This is a genomic window from Streptomyces sp. NPDC028314, from assembly GCF_055565795.1.
In genome coordinates this window covers 201136-218292 of sequence record NZ_JBVHTP010000004.1, presented here as the reverse complement: position 1 = coordinate 218292, position 17157 = coordinate 201136, and the positions used below count along the sequence as shown (strand labels likewise).

General features: G+C 70.8%; 15 protein-coding genes and 1 tRNA gene. 12 read left to right on the top strand and 4 right to left on the bottom strand.

From position 1 onward, the window contains the following. The first annotated feature begins 129 nt into the window (after nucleotides 1-129). From ACZ4TG_RS11970 to ACZ4TG_RS11955, 4 genes are read left to right on the top strand one after another with little or no spacing between them, the layout of a single operon-like run. A complete protein-coding gene (locus ACZ4TG_RS11970; protein ID WP_468161827.1) occupies nucleotides 130-1620 on the top strand; it encodes a pyridoxal phosphate-dependent decarboxylase family protein in 1491 nt (496 codons plus the stop codon). Then, a complete protein-coding gene (locus ACZ4TG_RS11965) occupies nucleotides 1604-2914 on the top strand; it encodes a lysine N(6)-hydroxylase/L-ornithine N(5)-oxygenase family protein (RefSeq protein WP_468161826.1) in 1311 nt (436 codons plus the stop codon). The genes ACZ4TG_RS11970 and ACZ4TG_RS11965 overlap by 17 nt, the downstream gene beginning before the upstream one ends. Next, complete coding sequence (locus tag ACZ4TG_RS11960; RefSeq protein ID WP_468161825.1) at nucleotides 2911-3495, top strand: GNAT family N-acetyltransferase; 585 nt, start codon at nucleotides 2911-2913, stop codon at nucleotides 3493-3495. Before ACZ4TG_RS11965 ends, ACZ4TG_RS11960 begins: the two co-directional genes overlap by 4 nt. Further along, nucleotides 3492-5273: an IucA/IucC family protein gene (locus ACZ4TG_RS11955; protein ID WP_468161824.1), complete on the top strand. Its 1782-nt coding sequence runs from the start codon at nucleotides 3492-3494 to the stop codon at nucleotides 5271-5273. The genes ACZ4TG_RS11960 and ACZ4TG_RS11955 overlap by 4 nt, the downstream gene beginning before the upstream one ends. 66 nt (nucleotides 5274-5339) lie before the next feature. On the opposite strand, the gene ACZ4TG_RS11950 is transcribed toward ACZ4TG_RS11955, so the two are convergent. Further along, nucleotides 5340-6923, bottom strand: coding sequence for a beta-N-acetylhexosaminidase (locus tag ACZ4TG_RS11950; RefSeq protein WP_468161823.1), 1584 nt, complete (start codon nucleotides 6921-6923; stop codon nucleotides 5340-5342). A 52-nt stretch (nucleotides 6924-6975) separates the two neighbouring features. Here ACZ4TG_RS11950 and ACZ4TG_RS11945 point away from each other — a divergent pair, with 52 nt between their 5' ends. The 3 genes from ACZ4TG_RS11945 (at nucleotide 6976) to glmS (ending at nucleotide 10120) form a co-directional block, all read left to right on the top strand. Continuing rightward, the gene (locus tag ACZ4TG_RS11945) at nucleotides 6976-7845 is read left to right on the top strand and encodes a DUF4429 domain-containing protein (RefSeq protein ID WP_468161822.1); all 870 of its coding nucleotides are present in this window, start codon (nucleotides 6976-6978) and stop codon (nucleotides 7843-7845) included. A gap of 107 nt (nucleotides 7846-7952) precedes the next feature. Beyond that, the gene (locus tag ACZ4TG_RS11940; protein ID WP_053674701.1) at nucleotides 7953-8228 is read left to right on the top strand and encodes a hypothetical protein; all 276 of its coding nucleotides are present in this window, start codon (nucleotides 7953-7955) and stop codon (nucleotides 8226-8228) included. 74 nt (nucleotides 8229-8302) lie between these two features. Beyond that, on the top strand, nucleotides 8303-10120 hold the full coding sequence (glmS, locus tag ACZ4TG_RS11935; RefSeq protein WP_468161821.1) for a glutamine--fructose-6-phosphate transaminase (isomerizing): 1818 nt from the start codon (nucleotides 8303-8305) through the stop codon (nucleotides 10118-10120). Nucleotides 10121-10220: 100 nt separating this feature from the next. Here glmS and ACZ4TG_RS11930 read toward each other — a convergent pair whose 3' ends face one another. Further along, nucleotides 10221-10787: an acetate uptake transporter gene (locus tag ACZ4TG_RS11930; protein ID WP_468161820.1), complete on the bottom strand. Its 567-nt coding sequence runs from the start codon at nucleotides 10785-10787 to the stop codon at nucleotides 10221-10223. Between the two features lie 99 nt (nucleotides 10788-10886). Continuing rightward, nucleotides 10887-11417: a universal stress protein gene (locus ACZ4TG_RS11925; RefSeq protein ID WP_468161819.1), complete on the bottom strand. Its 531-nt coding sequence runs from the start codon at nucleotides 11415-11417 to the stop codon at nucleotides 10887-10889. A 321-nt stretch (nucleotides 11418-11738) separates the two neighbouring features. Here ACZ4TG_RS11925 and ACZ4TG_RS11920 point away from each other — a divergent pair, with 321 nt between their 5' ends. From ACZ4TG_RS11920 to ACZ4TG_RS11905, 4 genes are all read left to right on the top strand, one after another. Next, nucleotides 11739-12182 carry a hypothetical protein gene (locus ACZ4TG_RS11920; RefSeq protein ID WP_468161818.1) on the top strand — a complete coding sequence of 148 codons (444 nt, stop codon included), beginning with the start codon at nucleotides 11739-11741 and terminating at the stop codon, nucleotides 12180-12182. A 376-nt stretch (nucleotides 12183-12558) separates the two neighbouring features. Continuing rightward, entirely contained in the window at nucleotides 12559-13731 is a 1173-nt protein-coding gene (locus ACZ4TG_RS11915) for a helix-turn-helix domain-containing protein (protein WP_468161817.1), read from the top strand. A gap of 114 nt (nucleotides 13732-13845) precedes the next feature. After that, nucleotides 13846-14448: an oligoribonuclease gene (gene orn, locus ACZ4TG_RS11910; protein WP_468161816.1), complete on the top strand. Its 603-nt coding sequence runs from the start codon at nucleotides 13846-13848 to the stop codon at nucleotides 14446-14448. Nucleotides 14449-14554: 106 nt separating this feature from the next. Next, nucleotides 14555-14627: transfer RNA gene (locus tag ACZ4TG_RS11905), tRNA-His, on the top strand. Nucleotides 14628-14686: 59 nt separating this feature from the next. Here ACZ4TG_RS11905 and ACZ4TG_RS11900 read toward each other — a convergent pair. Further along, complete coding sequence (locus tag ACZ4TG_RS11900; protein ID WP_468161815.1) at nucleotides 14687-15721, bottom strand: LacI family DNA-binding transcriptional regulator; 1035 nt, start codon at nucleotides 15719-15721, stop codon at nucleotides 14687-14689. A 113-nt stretch (nucleotides 15722-15834) separates the two neighbouring features. Between ACZ4TG_RS11900 and ACZ4TG_RS11895 the strand changes: the two genes are divergently transcribed. After that, the gene (locus tag ACZ4TG_RS11895; RefSeq protein WP_468161814.1) at nucleotides 15835-17151 is read left to right on the top strand and encodes an ABC transporter substrate-binding protein; all 1317 of its coding nucleotides are present in this window, start codon (nucleotides 15835-15837) and stop codon (nucleotides 17149-17151) included. The last annotated feature ends 6 nt before the right edge of the window (nucleotides 17152-17157 follow it).

Genomic DNA, 17157 nt, shown 5'->3' with positions numbered 1-17157 from the left:
CCCCACGCAAGGAACTTGAGAGACGGGCCCCGCCTTCCCGGTGGGGCCCGTCTTATTTTGTATACAAATTAGGTTAGGCTAACCTAAGCAACACACACCCCACCTCTTCCCCTGCCCGGAGGAAAGTTGATGCGTTCGCATCTGCTCAACGAGACGACCGCGGACCTCTACCGGCGTTCCGTCACCGAAGGCGTCGACCGCGTCGCCGCCAAGATCGCGACCACGGAACGGCCCCACACCGGTATGTCCGTCGACGAACTCGCCCCGGTCATCGACGGGATCGACCTCGACAAGCCGCTCGAAAGCGCGGCCGCGGCCCTCGACGAACTGGAAGAGGTCTACCTGCGCGACGCGGTGTACTTCCACCACCCGCGCTACCTGGGGCACCTCAACTGCCCGGTCGTCATACCCGCCGTGCTCGGCGAGGCGATCCTCTCCGCCGTCAACTCCTCCCTCGACACCTGGGACCAGTCCATCGGCGGCACGCTCATCGAGCGCCGCCTGATCGACTGGACCGCCCGGCGCATCGGCCTCGGCGAGGGCGCGGACGGCATCTTCACCTCCGGCGGCAGCCAGTCCAACTTCCACGCGCTGCTGCTGGCCCGCGACGAGGCCTGCCGCATCGTCATGAAGCAGGCCCTGGGCACGGGTCGCGAGCTGCCCAAGTCCGAGGTGCTCCCCAAGCTCCGCATCTTCACCTCCGAGGCCAGCCACTTCAGCGTGAAGAAGTCGGCCGCCATGCTCGGACTCGGCTACGAGGCCGTCGTCTCGGTCCCGGTCGACCGCAACCGCCGCATGGACACCGCCGTGCTCGCCCTGGAGCTGGAGGCCTGCGAGCGCGAGGGCCTCTTCCCTATGGCCGTCGTCGCCACCGCCGGCACCACCGACTTCGGATCCATCGACCCGCTCCACGAGATCGCCCGCCTGGCCGGGGAGCACTCCGCGTGGATGCACGTGGACGCCGCCTACGGCTGCGGACTGCTGGCCTCGCCCACCCGCCGCCACCTCCTCGACGGCATCGAGCGGGCCGACTCGGTCACGGTCGACTACCACAAGTCGTTCTTCCAGCCCGTCAGCTCCAGCGCCATGCTGGTCCGCGACCGGGACACCCTCAAGCACGCCACGTACCACGCGGACTACCTCAACCCGCGCCGGATGGCCGAGGAGCGGATCCCGAACCAGGTCGACAAGTCCATCCAGACCACGCGCCGCTTCGACGCGCTCAAGCTCTGGATGACCCTGCGCGTCATGGGCGCCGACGGCATCGGCTCGCTCTTCGACGAGGTCATCGACCTGGCCGCCGCGGGCTGGGACGTCATCGACGCCGACCCCCGCTTCGAGGTGGTCGTGAAGCCGCAGATCTCCACCCTGGTCTTCCGCTACGTGCCCGGGGGCGAGGTCCGCGCCGACCTCGTCGACGAGGCGAACCTGCACGCCCGCAAGGCCCTGTTCGCCTCCGGTGAGGCCGTGGTGGCCGGCACCAAGGTGGACGGCAAGCAGTACCTGAAGTTCACCCTCCTCAACCCGCAGACCACGACGGCCGACATCGCGGCCGTCCTCGACCTCCTCGCGTCCCACGCCGAGCAGTACCTGGGAGAATCCCTTGTCCACGCCTCGTGAGCCCCGCCGGCCCTTCGACTTCATCGGTATCGGCCTCGGTCCCTTCAACCTGGGACTCGCCTGCCTGACCGCGCCGATCGACGAGCTCGACGGCCTCTTCATCGAGTCGAAGCCGCACTTCGAGTGGCACGCCGGGATGTTCCTGGACGGCGCACACCTCCAGACGCCGTTCATGTCGGACCTGGTCACCCTGGCCGACCCGACCTCGCCCTTCTCCTTCCTGAACTACCTGAAGGACAAGGACCGGCTGTACTCCTTCTACATCCGGGAGAACTTCTACCCGCTGCGGGCCGAGTACAACGACTACTGCCGCTGGGCCGCCGACCGCCTCGACAACGTCCGGTACTCCACCTCCGTCACCGAGGTCACGTACGACGAGCAGGCCGGCCTGTACGAGGTCCACACGGACAAGGGCGAGACGCACCTGGCCAAGCGCCTGGTCCTGGGCACCGGCACCCCGCCGTTCGTCCCGCAGGCCTGCGCGGGCCTGGGCGGGGACTTCACCCACAACTCCGCCTACATGCAGAACAAGGCCGAGCTCCAGAAGAAGAAGTCGATCACCCTGGTCGGTTCCGGCCAGAGCGCCGCGGAGATCTACTACGACCTCCTCGCCGAGATCGACACGTACGGGTACCAGCTCAACTGGGTCACCCGCTCCCCGCGGTTCTTCCCGCTGGAGTACACGAAGCTGACGCTGGAGATGACCTCCCCCGAGTACGTGGACTACTTCCACGCCCTCCCGGAGGAGACCCGCTACCGGCTGGAGACCCAGCAGAAGAACCTCTTCAAGGGCATCGACGGCGAGCTCATCAACGCCATCTTCGACCTGCTCTACCAGAAGAAGATCAGCATGCCCGGCCCGGTGCCGACCACCCTGCTGACCAACACCTCGCTGAACTCCGCCGCGTACGACACCACCACGGGCACCTACACCCTGGGCCTGCGGCAGGAGGAGCAGGAGCGCGACTTCTCGCTCGCCTCCGAGGGACTGGTCCTGGCCACCGGCTACAAGTACAGCCTGCCGGAGTTCCTGGCCCCGGTGCGCGACCGGCTGAACTTCGACGGGCACGGCCGCCCCGACGCGGCCCGCAACTACAGCATCGACACCACCGGCCGCGGCGTGTTCCTGCAGAACGGCACGGTCCACAACCACTCCATCACCTCGCCCGACCTGGGCATGGCCGCGTACCGCAACGCGTACATCATCGGAGAGCTCCTCGGCCGCGAGTACTACAAGGTCGAGAAGTCCATCGCGTTCCAGCAGTTCGCAGCCCCGGAAGGCCCCCTCGCATGAGCACCACCGAAACCCTCTTCACCCGCACCGACCCGGACCTGGGCGAGTTCGCGGTACGCCCCCTCGACCCCTTCGCCGACGCGGAGCTGCTGCACGGCTGGGTCACGCACCCCAAAGCCGCCTTCTGGATGATGCAGGACGCCTCGCTGCCGGACGTCGAGCGCGAGTACATGAAGATCGCCGCGGCCGAGCACCACGACGCCTTCATCGGCCTCCACGAGGGCCGTCCGGCCTTCCTGATGGAGAAGTACGACCCGAGCCGGCTGGAGCTGGTCGGCCTGTACGAGGCCCAGCCCGGCGACGTCGGCATGCACTTCCTCGTCGCGCCCAGCGACACCCCCCTGCACGGGTTCACCCGCGCGGTCATCACCACCGTCATGGCGGCCCTCTTCGCCGACCCCGCGGCCCGCCGCGTCGTGGTCGAGCCGGACGTCCACAACACCGCCGTGCACGCCCTGAACGAGGCGGTCGGCTTCGTGCCCGACGGCCCCGTGACCAAGCCGGAGAAGGAAGCCCTGCTGAGCTTCTGCACCCGCGAGCAGTTCGAGGCGGCCACCGGCCTGAAGGGCGCGTCGATATGAGCCTCGCCGACGCCGTCTCCCACCTCTCCCCCGAACTGTGGGCCCGCGCCAACCGCGCGCTGGTCCGCAAGGCCCTGGCGGAGTTCTCCCACGAGCGCCTGCTGACCCCGAAGCCGCTGGGCGACGCCCGCTACGCGGTCCTCAGCGACGACGGCTCGGTCGAGTACCGCTTCACGGCCGTCCTGCACGCCCTGGACCACTGGTCGGTGGACGAGTCCTCGATCACCCGGCACCGCGACGGCGCCGAGCTGGAGCTGGACGCCCTCGACTTCCACATCGAGCTGCGTGAGGCCCTGGGCCTGAGCGCGGAGGTCCTGCCGGTGTACCTGGAGGAGATCTCCTCCACCCTGGCGGGCTCCGGCTTCAAGTACACGAAGCCGCAGGTCCCCGCGTCGGTCCTGGCGAAGTCCTCCTTCCAGGACATCGAGACCGGGATGACCGAGGGCCACCCCTGCTTCGTGGCCAACAACGGCCGGCTGGGCTTCGGCGTGCACGAGTACCTCTCCTACGCCCCGGAGACCGCGAGCCCCGTCCACCTGGTGTGGGCGGCGGCCCACAAGGACGTCTCCACCTTCACCGCGGGCGCGGGCCTGGACCACGACTCCTTCATGCGCGACGAGCTCGGCGAGCAGGCCGTCGCCGGCTTCGCGGCCAAGATGGCGGACCTGGGCCTGGACCTGGCGGACTACCACCTCTTCCCGGTCCACCCCTGGCAGTGGTGGAACAAGACCACGGTCACCTTCGCCGCCGAGATCGCCAACCGCCGGCTGGTGCTGCTCGGCGAGGGCGACGACGCGTACCTGGCGCAGCAGTCGATCCGTACGTTCTTCAACCAGAGCGCGCCGGAGAAGCACTACGTCAAGACCGCCATCTCGGTCCTCAACATGGGCTTCATGCGCGGCCTCTCGGCCGCCTACATGGAGGCCACCCCGGCGATCAACGACTGGCTCCACCAGCTGATCCAGTCGGACCCGGTGCTCCAGTCCGTGGACTTCTCGATCATCCGCGAGCGTGCGGCGATCGGATACCACCACCGCCAGTACGAGCGCGCGACCGACCGCTACTCGCCGTACCGCAAGATGCTGGCCGCGCTGTGGCGCGAGTCGCCGGTGGGCTCGCTGCGGGGCGACGAGCGGCTCGCCACGATGGCCTCGCTGCTGCACGTGGACTCGGAGGGCAGGTCCTTCGTCGGCGCGCTCATCGAGGAGTCGGGCCTGACCCCCGCCGAGTGGCTGCGGTCGTACCTCAAGGCCTACCTGGTTCCGCTGCTGCACTGCTTCTACCAGTACGACCTCGCGTACATGCCGCACGGCGAGAACACCATCCTCGTCATCGAGGGCGGCGTGGTGAAGCGGGCGATCTTCAAGGACATCGCCGAGGAGATCGTGGTCATGGACCCGGACGCGGTCCTGCCGCCCGCGGTCGAGCGGGTCCGGGCGGACGTCCCGGAGGACATGAAGCTGCTGTCCGTCTTCACGGACGTGTTCGACTGCTTCTTCCGCTTCCTGAACTCGATCCTGGTGTCGGAAGGCATCTGCGAGGAGGACACCTTCTGGAAGGCGGTCGCGGACTGCGGCCACGACTACCAGGAGTCCATGCCCCAGCTGGCGGAGCGCTTCGAGCGGTACGACCTCTTCGCGGAGGAGTTCCAGCTGTCCTGCCTGAACCGGCTCCAGCTGCGCAACAACAAGCAGATGGTCGACCTCGCCGACCCGTCGGCCGCGCTCCAGCTGATCGGCACCCTCAAGAACCCCGTCGCGCCCTTCGCGCGGCGGTAGCGAGCCCACGGGCGGGCTCCCGATACGGTCCCTCGGGAGCCCGCCCGTGCCTGCCGCTGCTGCCCCTCAGCTCCAGGGCACGTCCGGGGCGCGGTGGTAGTTGACGTCCTGGGCGTCCAGCCGGGGGCCCTGCGCCGCCAGCCGCTGCCGGTACGCGTCCCAGTTCAGCGAGGCCGCCGGCGACCAGCCCAGTTCGGCCAGGCCGAGGACCCGCGGGAACGCCATGTACTCCCAGTCCTGCCGCGTGGCGATGGTCTCCGTCCACAGCGGTGCCTCCACCCCCAGGACCGCCGCCTGCGGCACGTCGGGGAAGTAGGCCCCGGGGTCCCAGGAGTACGCCTTCTGCACCGGCACGTACCCGGCCCAGGCCAGCCCCGGCTTCGTGCTCGCGTCGTACTTCATGTCGAGGTAGAGCCGGTCCGCCGGGGACAGGATCAGCGGATGGCCCGCCTTCGCCGCCGCCGCCACCTTCGCCTTCTCCGCCGCCGACGTGCCGCCGTGCCCCCAGTACTGGAGCACCGCGCCCGCCGCCGGCCGCGCCGACGCCAGCTGGTGCCAGGCCACCACCGTCTTGCCGTGCCCGGCCACCACCTGCTGCGCCCGGTCCATGAACGCCGCGTAGTCCGCCGCGGGTGTCACGTGCGCCTCGTCCCCGCCGATGTGCAGGTACTTCCCCGGAGTCAGCGCCGCGAGCTCGCCGAGCACCTCGTCGATGAACTCGTACGTCCGCTCGCTGCCGACGCACAGCGAGCTGAAGCCCACGTTGGTGCCCGTGTACCGCTCCCGCGCCTTCCCGTCGCAGTTCAGCTCGGCGTACGAGGCCTGCGCCGCGTTGACGTGGCCGGGCATGTCGATCTCCGGGACCACGTCCACGTACCGGCGCGCCGCGTAGGCGACCAGGTCGCGGTACTGGTCCTTGGTCCAGTGGCCGCCGGGCCCGCCGCCGACCTCGCTGCCGCCCCCGTACTGCGCCAGCCGCGGCCAGGAGTCGATCGCGATGCGCCAGCCCTGGTCGTCGGTCAGGTGCACGTGCAGGGTGTTGACCTTGTACTGGGCGAGCCGGTCGACGTACCGCTTCACCTGCTCGACCGTGAAGAAGTGGCGGGCGACGTCGATCATGGCCCCCCGGTAGGCGAAGCGCGGCGCGTCCTCCACCTTCCCGCCCGGCACCACCCCCGTCCCCCGCACCGGCACCAGCTGCCGCAGGGTCTGGCCCGCGTGGAAGAGACCCGCCGGGGTGCGCGCGGTCAGCGTGACCCCGTCGGGGCCGGCCTCCAGCCGGTAGCCCTCCGCCCCGAGGCCTTCGCCGGAGCCGTCGATCCGCAGCCGGATCCCGTCGCCCTCCGGCTCTTCCACCACCGGCAGCGGCAGCCCGCTGGGCCCGCGCAGCTGCTCGGCGAGGAGCTCCCCGACCTGGCGGACCTCCTCGTCGGATCCGCGGCCGGTACGGATGACCGTGTCCGCCCCGAAGAGGTACCCGGCGCCTTCGGCCCGCGCGGAGGCGGGCGCGGGCAGGAGCTGTTCGTAGGAGGCCAGGGCGGCGGGGCGCTCGCCGCCGGGTCTGGCGTCGTCGCCGTGGGCGGCTGCGCAGGAGACGGCGGCCGCGCCGAGGACGAGGAGGGTGCCGAGCGTGCGTCGCAGGACTCTCATGCGCCCAGGTATAGGTCAACCGGGCCCGACATGCCGGTGCGAGAATCGCAGGATGGCGGAAATCATCCAGAAGGACGGCACTTGGACCTTCGACGGGGACACAGTGCGCATCGTGCCGGGCCGCGACAAGGAGACCGGCCCGCTGCGCCAGGCCCTCGGCGAGCTGGCCGTGCCGCTGCACGCGATCGCCGGGATCTCCTACGAACCCGGCCGTAAATCGGGCCGGTTGCGGCTCAGACTGCGCGAGGGCGCCTGTCCCCTGCTCCAGGCGACGAGCGGGCGGCTGCCGGAGTCCTCGGACCCGTACCGGCTGACCGTGGAGCCGGACCGCACCGGCGTCGCGGAGTACTTCGTGGACGCGATCCGCAACGCACTGCTGCTGGAGCAGGTGGACCCCGGCCCGGCCGACCGGTACCTGCTGCCCGGCCCGTCGGTGCCGCTCACGGCCGTGGCGGGCGGCGGGACGGTGTCCTTCGACGGCGACCGCCTGACCCTGGAGTGGAACTGGGCCGCGGAGGAGGCCAAGCAGTCCGCCGGCTCCACCCAGTTGCGGGCGGCGGACGTACGGGCGGTGGAGTGGGTCCCCTCGCGCGGGCTCACCAACGGCTGGATCCGGTTCACGCTCACGGGCGCCCAGGCGACCCCCTCCCCGAAGTACGACCTGTGCGCGGTGGAGCTCTTCGGCTGGCGCAAGGAGCTCGTCACCGCACTGGTCGCGGCGGCCGTGACGGTGCGGATGCCGCACCCCTTCGCACGGCCGGAGCCCGAGGCGCTCCCGGCGCCCGAGCGCGCGCCGGCCGGGGGAGCCGATCACGACGCCCTGCTGCGCCGGCTCCGCGAGCTCGGTGAGCTGCACCAGGCGGGGATCCTCACGCCCGAGGAGTTCTCGGCGGCGAAAGCGGCAATTTTGGGTCGTTTCTGACCCACCAGGCCCGGAATTCACCATTCCTCTGGTCCAGACCAGCGCGATCCTGCCCGATTTCGGGCAGGATCTTTGCGTTCCGGCCCACTCCCCGTCAGTATCTACGAGTGCTCGACCGTCGCCCGTCGCATGACGATCTCGTCGACCACCTGGTGCGCAGCACCTCGCTCCAGCGGGGCGAGGCCGCCCGGGTGGTGCTCGACGTGCTCGCCTACTTCGACGAGACGACCGAGGAGTTCGTCCGCCGCCGCCACCGCGAACTGCAGTCCGGCGGCGCGGTCAACACGGAAATCTTCGAGCGGATCGCGGCCGAGCTGCCGCACCGCGCCGTGGCACCGCCGGAGCTCTCGCTGCGGCAGCTGCGCCGCATCGTCTACGGCTGACGGGCGGCACGGCGGACAGCCGCCCGGGCAGCGGCACGAGCACTCGTACAGGACTTCAGGAGGGGCAGAACCGTATGTGCGGAATCGTCGGTTACATCGGCAAGCGTGACGTTGCACCGCTGCTGCTGGAGGGTCTCCAGCGGCTGGAGTACCGGGGTTACGACTCGGCGGGCATCGTCGTCAACAGCCCGAAGTCCGCGGCCCTGAAGGTCGTCAAGGCCAAGGGCCGGGTCCGCGAGCTGGAGTCCCGGGTTCCCAAGCGCTTCGCCGGCACCACCGGTATCGCCCACACCCGCTGGGCCACCCACGGCGCCCCGAGCGACATCAACTCCCACCCGCACCTGGACGCCGACAGCAAGGTCGCCGTCGTCCACAACGGCATCGTCGACAACGCCTCGGAGCTGCGCGCCAAGCTCGAGGCCGACGGCGTGGTCTTCGTGTCCGAGACCGACACCGAGGTGTTCGTCCACCTGATCGCCCGCTCCCAGGCCGACACCCTGGAGGAGAAGGTCCGCGAGGCGCTCAAGGTCATCGAGGGCACCTACGGCATCGCCGTCATGCACGCCGACTTCTCGGACCGCATCGTCGTCGCCCGCAACGGCTCCCCGGTGGTCCTCGGCATCGGCGAGAAGGAGATGTTCGTCGCCTCGGACGTCGCCGCGCTGGTCGCCCACACCCGCCAGATCGTCACCCTCGACGACGGCGAGATGGCCACCCTCAAGGCCGACGACTTCCGCACCTACACCACCTCCGGCACGACGACCACGGCCACGCCCGAGACCGTCGAGTGGGAGGCCGCCTCGTACGACATGGGCGGCCACGACACGTACATGCACAAGGAGATCTCCGAGCAGCCCGACGCGGTCGACCGCGTGCTGCGCGGCCGGATCGACGACCGCTTCTCCACCGTCCACCTGGGCGGCCTGAACCTGGACCCGCGCGAGGCGCGCGGCATCCGCCGGGTGAAGATCCTCGGCTGCGGCACCTCCTACCACGCGGGCCTGATCGGCGCCGGCCTCATCGAGGGCATGGCCCGCATCCCCGCCGACGCCGAGCCGGCCTCCGAGTTCCGCTACCGCAACCCGGTCGTGGACCCCGACACCCTCTACATCGCGGTCTCCCAGTCCGGTGAGACGTACGACGTGCTCGCGGCCGTGCAGGAGCTCAAGCGCAAGGGCGCCCGCGTCCTCGGCGTGGTCAACGTGGTCGGCTCCGCGATCGCCCGCGAGGCCGACGGCGGCGTGTACGTGCACGCCGGCCCCGAGGTCTGCGTCGTCTCCACCAAGTGCTTCACCAACACGGTCGTGGCCTTCGCCCTGCTCGCCGTGCACCTGGGCCGGATCCGGGACCTGTCGGTCACCGACGGCAAGCGGATCATCGAGGGCCTGCGGAAGCTGCCCGCGCAGATCCAGGAGATCCTCGAGACCGAGGAGGACATCAAGAAGCTGGCGGCCGAGTACGCCGAGGCCAAGTCGATGATGTTCATCGGCCGCGTCCGCGGCTACCCGGTGGCGCTGGAGGCCTCCCTCAAGCTCAAGGAGATCTCCTACATCCACGCCGAGGCCTACCCGGCCTCCGAGCTCAAGCACGGCCCGCTGGCGCTCATCGAGCCGGCGATGCCGACGGTCGCGATCGTCCCGGACGACGACCTGCTGGAGAAGAACCGCGCCGCGCTGGAGGAGATCAAGGCCCGCAGCGGCCGTATCCTCGCCGTCGCCCACCGCGAGCAGGAGAAGGCCGACCACACCATCCTCGTGCCCAAGAACGAGGACGAGCTCGACCCGATCCTGATGGGCATCCCGCTCCAGCTGCTGGCGTACCACACCGCCCTCGCCATGGGCCGGGACATCGACAAGCCGCGCAACCTCGCGAAGTCCGTCACGGTCGAGTAGCCGACGGCGCCCCGCGCCGCCGCGAGCGGCGCGGCGACGCTCCGCGCACGAGGAAGGCCCCCGGGGATCCCCGGGGGCCTTCGCCGTCCGTCCGCACGGCTCAGCTCGCGGCCACCGCCCCGCCCCTGGCCTTGCCCAGCGCCATGGGCCAGTGCGCCAGCGCCGCGGTGGCCCCGTACCAGGCCAGCAGCCCGGCGACCGCCGCCACCCAGCCGGCGGCCTTGGCCAGCGTCCCGCTGTCGGCGAAGGCGCCTATCGCGAGGAGCACCAGGGAGAGGGTGAACAGGCCGTACACGCCCTGGCCGAAGAGTCCGCTCGCCGCCCCCACCGTGAGGGTCAGGCCGAGCAGGGCGAAGAGGACCAGGAACGCTCCGGCAGCATCTGCCGAAACCTTTCCGTCGGCCGCCGTGGCCCAGGCGAACCAGAAGGCACCGAGGCCCGCGAACGCCGTGCCGTTGAACCCGTTGCCGCTGCGGAACTCCAGGATCCCGAGGACGAACAGGGCGAGGCCGCCGACGTAGGTGGCGAGCGATACGGAGTCGGCCGCGGTCACTCCGCCGATGATGCCGGTGTGGCCGATACCGAACGCGAGAAGGGTGAGACCCAGGGCAATGTGGCCGAGGGTGGAAGTAGAGGCCGTGCTTCCCGCAGAGACACCGTTGTCCACGGCGGGCTCCCTTCGATCTGCAGTTGTTTGCTGCGTCCCAGCAGCATTTATCTACCCTTTACATGGGGGTTCACAACCGCACAATCGGCATACAGAGGGTTACGGAATGACAACGACCGGTCGCTGCGCCCGCTTGGCCAGCCTCCCGGCCACCGAACCGAAGATCCGGCCGACGATCCCGTGCGTGGAGCCGACCACGATGGCGTCCGCCGAGTACTCCCGGCCGACCTCCTCCAGCTCGTGGCAGATGTCCCCGCCCCGCTCGACCAGGATCCACGGCACCTCGGTCAGGTAGTCCGCGCAGGCCAGCTCCAGCCCGAGCACCTCGGTGCGGTGGTCCGGCACGTCCACGAAGACCGGCGGCTCGCAGCCGGCCCACACGGTGGTGGGGAGCCGGTTGGCCACATGGACGATGATCAGACCGGACCCCGAGCGCCGGGCCATCCCGATCGCGTACGCGAGCGCCCGCTCGCTGGAGGTGGAGCCGTCGAAGCCCACCACGACCCCGTGCCGGAAGGCCGGGTCGCAGGGGAGGCGCGTCTGTTCCGCCGCGCGCAGGTCCGCCGACGCGGAGTCGGCGAGGGGTTTGCGCTTGCGGTCCGCGGGTTCGGAGAATTCGTGACCGGCCATGGGTGTCTCGGCGAAGGATCCTCGGGGGAAGCGACAGGGGCGATTTCGGCGACGCAGTGTGACGGAGCTCTGTCCGGGAAGCATCTTCCCAAGCCCTTACCCACCAGGGTACGGCGACACTCCTGTCCTGCACAGGGCTTGCCGCCCCTGGAGAGCGTCCCAGGGAGCATGCCGGAGGGACGGCGCATTGGCAATGGCGGCTGCCCCCTACAGCCAGTGACGAGCCGGCGGTGTGCCACCCGTGCGCGCAGTGACCGAGCCCCGCCGCCCGCCGTTGGACACAGGTCCGACCGCCCAGGAAGAGCCCGCAGGGAGTACGCCGTGCCCGGCCATCCGGTTCACCCCGTCCAGCCCGCTCCGCCGACGCCGGCCGACCGGTCCGTCCCGCCCGCCCACTCCGCGGGCGCGTCCAGCCGTCTCGCCCCCGCCGCACTTCACTCGTCCGTGCAGCCCCTGCGGCACCCGCAGGACGACCCGGCGGGTGACGTGGTGCGCTGGGCCGCCTTCAGCTGCCTGCTCGTCCCCGTGGTCCTGGTCGTCTACGGAACCTCCTTCGGCGGGGCCGCGGTCGCGACCCTGGGCCTGGCCGCCGTCACCGCCGCCTGCCGGGTGCTGCTGCGGTACTCCGAGAAGGCGGAACGGGCCGCCGCCCGGGTGCGCGCGGAGGAACCGCTTCCGTCCGTCCACCGCGGCCGGCACTCGCGCAGCGGGGCGGGTTCCCACCGCGGCTGTCACGGTTCTGGTGCGATCTCCCCCCACGACTGACCGGTTCGCACGTACACACCCGCCTGTTTTCAGCCAAGTTCCCGGCAGGCTGCCCCCCTTGCCGGAATGTCCCCCCAACCCCCCTACCACCAGCGACGACAGAGCCCCGGGGGGCTCTCGACCCTATGGGTACTGGCCATGGCCGGACTGCACGCTTCCCGCGCGGGTAGCGGAGTGGAACGCTTCCTGATCGAATGCTTTTCGCCAAGTTGCCAAGTCGACATAGCGCTGCGTGCTGAACTTGTCACGCCGACAGCACGGGACGCAGTAGATTCGATCATGTATTTACGGCGGGGGATCCACGTGCAAGGCCGAGGGGAAACGTGCAGGTGCGACCAGACCAAGGAGTCGCGACACCCAAGGGGGGCTTAGCGCCATGAGCCAGGATTCCACCGCCGTCGTCGCTGACGCGGGCCGGAAGCTCGCGGGGCGTCGCCGCAGAGAGATCGTCGCCGTGCTGCTGTTCAGCGGCGGCCCGATCTTCGAGAGTTCCATTCCACTCTCCGTGTTCGGCATCGACCGGCAGGACGCGGGAGTTCCACGCTACCGATTGCTCGTGTGCGCCGGTGAGGACGGTCCGCTGCGGACCACCGGCGGACTCGAACTGACCGCGCCGTACGGGTTGGAGGCGATCGCCCGGGCAGGCACGGTCGTCGTTCCCGCCTGGCGCTCCATCACTTCACCGCCGCCGCCGGAGGCGCTGGACGCACTGCGTCTGGCGCACGAGGAGGGGGCCCGGATCGTCGGACTGTGCACGGGGGCCTTCGTGCTCGCCGCCGCCGGTCTGCTGGACGGCCGGCCCGCGACGACGCACTGGATGTACGCGCCGACGCTGGCCAAGCGGTACCCGTCCGTCCATGTCGACCCGCGCGAGCTGTTCGTCGACGACGGCGACGTGCTGACGTCCGCGGGCACCGCGGCCGGAATCGACCTGTGCCTCCACATCGTGCGCACCGACCACGGCAGCGAGGCGGCCGGGGCCCTGGCCCGCAGGCTCGTCGTACCGCCGCGCCGCACGGGCGGCCAGGAACGCTACCTCGACCGGTCGCTGCCGGAGGAGATCGGCGCCGACCCGCTGGCGGAGGTCGTCGCCTGGGCACTGGAACACCTCCACGAGCAGTTCGACGTGGAGACGCTGGCGGCCCGCGCCTACATGAGCAGGCGCACCTTCGACCGGCGGTTCCGCTCGCTCACGGGCAGCGCGCCGCTGCAGTGGCTGATCACCCAGCGGGTGCTCCAGGCACAGCGGCTGCTGGAGACCTCCGACTACTCGGTCGACGAGGTCGCCGGGCGCTGCGGATTCCGTTCGCCCGTCGCGCTGCGCGGACACTTCCGGCGGCAGCTGGGGTCCTCCCCGGCCGCCTACCGGTCCGCCTACCGGGCACGCCGGCCGCAGGCCGACGTATCGCAGGTGTCTCAGATCCAGGAGACCCCGGTTCCGCACCAGCGCACTCCGCAGCCCCAGCGGGCGGCGGCGGCCCTGGCCGCTGCCGGTCCGTCGGTGACGGAGCTGTACGCCCCGGGCCGGGTACTGCGCGAGCACGCGTAGCCGCCTGCCGCACGAACCACCGAAGGTCCCTCACGTCGGCCGTCCCCGATGCGAGGGGCCTTCGGCACGTGCGGGCCCGGCCCGATCGGCCGCAGAGCGCATAAGGTGGGGCGCATGAACGATCGCATGGTGTGGATCGACTGCGAGATGACCGGGCTCTCGTTGACGGACGACGCACTTATCGAGGTGGCCGCACTGGTCACCGACTCGGAGCTCAACGTGCTCGGCGAAGGCGTGGACATCGTGATCCGCCCGCCGGACGCTTCCCTGGAAACCATGCCCGACGTGGTGCGCGAGATGCACACCGCCTCCGGCCTGCTCGACGAGCTGGCCGGCGGGACCACCCTGGCCGACGCCGAGGCGCAGGTCCTGGCGTACGTCCGGGAGCACGTCAAGGAGCCCCGCAAGGCTCCGCTCTGCGGGAACTCGGTCGGCACCGACCGCGGCTTCCTGCTGCGCGACATGGCGGCGCTGGAGAGCTACCTGCACTACCGGATCGTGGACGTGTCCTCGGTCAAGGAGCTGGCGCGCCGGTGGTACCCGCGGGCGTACTTCAACAGTCCCCCGAAGAACGGCAACCACCGGGCGCTCGCGGACATCAAGGAGTCCATCGCCGAGCTGCGCTACTACCGCGAGGCGGTCTTCGTGCCGCAGCCCGGGCCCGACTCGGACACGGCACGGACCATCGCCGCCAAGCACGTCGTACCGGGCGAGTAGGACCCGGCGGCACCTTCCGGAGACCGGCGCCGGGGAACGGGGGAGCGAGCACCCTCCCGGACCCTGTACCCTTTTCTTCGGCCGGTCGGTTTTCCGACCGGACATGGTGGGTGTAGCTCAGTTGGTAGAGCACCTGGTTGTGGTCCAGGTGGCCGCGGGTTCAAGTCCCGTCACTCACCCTGTGGAAAGGCCCCGGCCCGCGAGAGCGGACCGGGGCCTTTCGCGTGTGCGGGCCCTCTCATGAGGACTCCCGGACCACCAGCTCGGTCGGCAGCACAACGGCCGTGTTCCCGGCGCGCTCCGGCTCCCCCGCGATCCGCTCCAGCAGCACCCGCGCCATGGTGCGGCCCATCTCCTCGATCGGCTGCCGCACGCTGGTCAGCGGCGGGTCCATGTGCCGGGCCACCACCGAGTCGTCGAATCCGACCAGGGCCACGTCCTGCGGGATGCGCCGGCCGGCCGCGCGCAGCTCGCGCAGGGCGCCGGCCGCCATGACGTCGGAGGCGGCGAACACGGCGTCCAGCCCGGGGCGGCGCTCCAGCAGCTCGCGCATGGCCCGGCGGCCGCCCTCCTCGGTGAAGTCGCCGACCGCGACGAGCGGCTCGTCAGCCGGGAGCCCGGCGGCGGCCAGTGCCTGCCGGTAGCCGTCGAGGCGGCACTGGGCCCCGTACACGTCGAGGGGTCCGGTGATGGTGGCCACCGCCCGGCGGCCCCGCCCGAGGAGGTGCCGTACGGCCCCGGCCGCTCCGGCGAGGTTGTCGGAGTCCACGCTGGGCAGCGTCTCGGCGGCCGAGCGGCGTCCGCTGATCACCGCCGGGATGCCCAGCTCGGCCAGCAGCTCCGGCAGCGGGTCCCCGGCGTGCACGGAGACCAGCAGCACCCCGTCGACGCGGTGCCCGGACAGGTACTGGGCCAGCCGGCGGCGCTCGCGCTCGCTGCCGGCCAGGGTGAGCACCAGCTGGACCTCGGTCTCGGCGAGGGTGGCGCCGACGCCGCGGACCACGTCGGAGAAGTACGGCTCGGCGAAGAAGCGGGCCTCGGGTTCGGGGATGACCAGGGCGATGGCATCGGTGCGGTTCGCGGCGAGCGCCCGGGCCGCGCGGTTGGGCACGTACCCGAGCTCCGCGACGGCGGCCTCGACGACGGCCCTGGTGTGCTCGCTGACCTTGGAGGATCCGTTGATCACCCGGGAGACCGTGCCGCGCCCGACCCCCGCCCGGACCGCGACCTCCTCCAGCGTCGGCCGTCCCCCGCTGCGCCCGTGCCCGTTCATGGCTTCCTCCCGGCTGTGAATCTACCTGTTGACTGCCTCTTGACGATGGTGGGAGCGCTCCCACACTGTGGCACACGACACCCGGCACGTTCCATCCCCCAGGGAGGATCCTGATGCGAGCCCGAAGAAGTGTTGTGACCGTGGTCGGTGCGGTGGGCGCGGCGGCGCTGCTCCTCGCGGGGTGCTCGCAGGACCCGGCCGAGAGCCCGGAAAAGGGCGCCCCGGCCGGCGGCAAGGCGAAGACCACCCTCACCGTCGGGGTGTTCGGAGCCTTCGGGCTCCAGGAGGCGGGCCTCTACGACGAGTACATGGCGCAGAACCCGGGGGTGAAGATCGAGCAGACCTCCATCGAGCGCAACGAGAACTACTACCCGCAGCTCCTCACCCACCTGGGCACCGGCAGCGGTCTCGCCGACATCCAGGCCGTCGAGGTCAACAACATCGCGGAGATCACCGCGACGCAGGCGGACAAGCTGGTCGACCTCGGCAAGGCACCGGGCGTGGACAAGGGCGCCTACCTGCCGTGGAAGTGGGCGCAGGGCACCGCCTCGAACGGGTCCACGGTCGCCCTCGGCACCGACATCGGCCCGCAGGGCATCTGCTACCGCAAGGACCTCTTCGCGGCGGCCGGGCTGCCCACCGACCGCGCGGCGGTGGGCGCGCTGTGGGCGGGCGACTGGAACAAGTACCTGGAGGCCGGCAAGGCCTACCAGGCGAAGGCGGGCGACGGGAAGGCCTTCGTGGACTCGGCGTCGGGCGTGATGGCGGCCGTGACCGGCAGCAGCGCGCAGCGGTTCTACGACGAGCGGGGCAAGGTCGTCTACAAGACGAACCCGGCGGTGCGCGGAGCCTTCGACCTGGCGGCCTCCTTCGCCACCGAGGGCCTCAGCGCCAAGCTCCAGCAGTTCACCCCGGCCTGGGACCAGGGCTTCTCCAACGGGAACTTCGCCACCGTCTCCTGCCCGGCGTGGATGCTCGGCTACATCCAGGACAAGGCGGGGCCGGCGGGCAAGGACAAGTGGGACGTGGCGCCGGCCCCGAAGCCCAGCAACTGGGGCGGCTCGTTCCTGGTGGTGCCCAAGGCGGGCAGGCACGCCGAGGAGGCGGCGAAGCTGGCCGCCTGGCTGACGGCCCCGGCGCAGCAGGCGAAGCTCTTCGAGAAGCGCGGGAGCTTCCCGAGCGCGAGCGCGGCGTACAAACTGCCGGCGGTGTCGGGCGCGCAGCACGCCTACTTCGGCGGCGCTCCGATCGGGGAGATCTTCGCGCGGGCGGCCGAGGGGGTCCCGGTGACGCTGATCGGCCCGAAGGACCTGGTCATCGCGCAGAACCTGGCCGACATCGGGATGCTCCAGGTCGACCAGAAGGGCCGCAGCCCGCAGGAGGGCTGGGACGCCGCGGTGAAGGCGATCGACAACGCCCTGGACCAGTGAGGCTGC

Coding starts and splice junctions, on each gene's coding strand:
- ACZ4TG_RS11895 (WP_468161814.1), top strand. CDS start 15,835: ATGCGAGCCCGAAGAAGTGTTGTGACCGTGGTCGGTGCGGTGGGCGCG.
- ACZ4TG_RS11900 (WP_468161815.1), bottom strand. CDS start 15,721: ATGAACGGGCACGGGCGCAGCGGGGGACGGCCGACGCTGGAGGAGGTC.
- ACZ4TG_RS11970 (WP_468161827.1), top strand. CDS start 130: ATGCGTTCGCATCTGCTCAACGAGACGACCGCGGACCTCTACCGGCGT.
- ACZ4TG_RS11925 (WP_468161819.1), bottom strand. CDS start 11,417: ATGGCCGGTCACGAATTCTCCGAACCCGCGGACCGCAAGCGCAAACCC.
- ACZ4TG_RS11950 (WP_468161823.1), bottom strand. CDS start 6,923: ATGAGAGTCCTGCGACGCACGCTCGGCACCCTCCTCGTCCTCGGCGCG.
- orn (WP_468161816.1), top strand. CDS start 13,846: ATGAACGATCGCATGGTGTGGATCGACTGCGAGATGACCGGGCTCTCG.
- ACZ4TG_RS11915 (WP_468161817.1), top strand. CDS start 12,559: ATGAGCCAGGATTCCACCGCCGTCGTCGCTGACGCGGGCCGGAAGCTC.
- glmS (WP_468161821.1), top strand. CDS start 8,303: ATGTGCGGAATCGTCGGTTACATCGGCAAGCGTGACGTTGCACCGCTG.
- ACZ4TG_RS11960 (WP_468161825.1), top strand. CDS start 2,911: ATGAGCACCACCGAAACCCTCTTCACCCGCACCGACCCGGACCTGGGC.
- ACZ4TG_RS11945 (WP_468161822.1), top strand. CDS start 6,976: ATGGCGGAAATCATCCAGAAGGACGGCACTTGGACCTTCGACGGGGAC.
- ACZ4TG_RS11955 (WP_468161824.1), top strand. CDS start 3,492: ATGAGCCTCGCCGACGCCGTCTCCCACCTCTCCCCCGAACTGTGGGCC.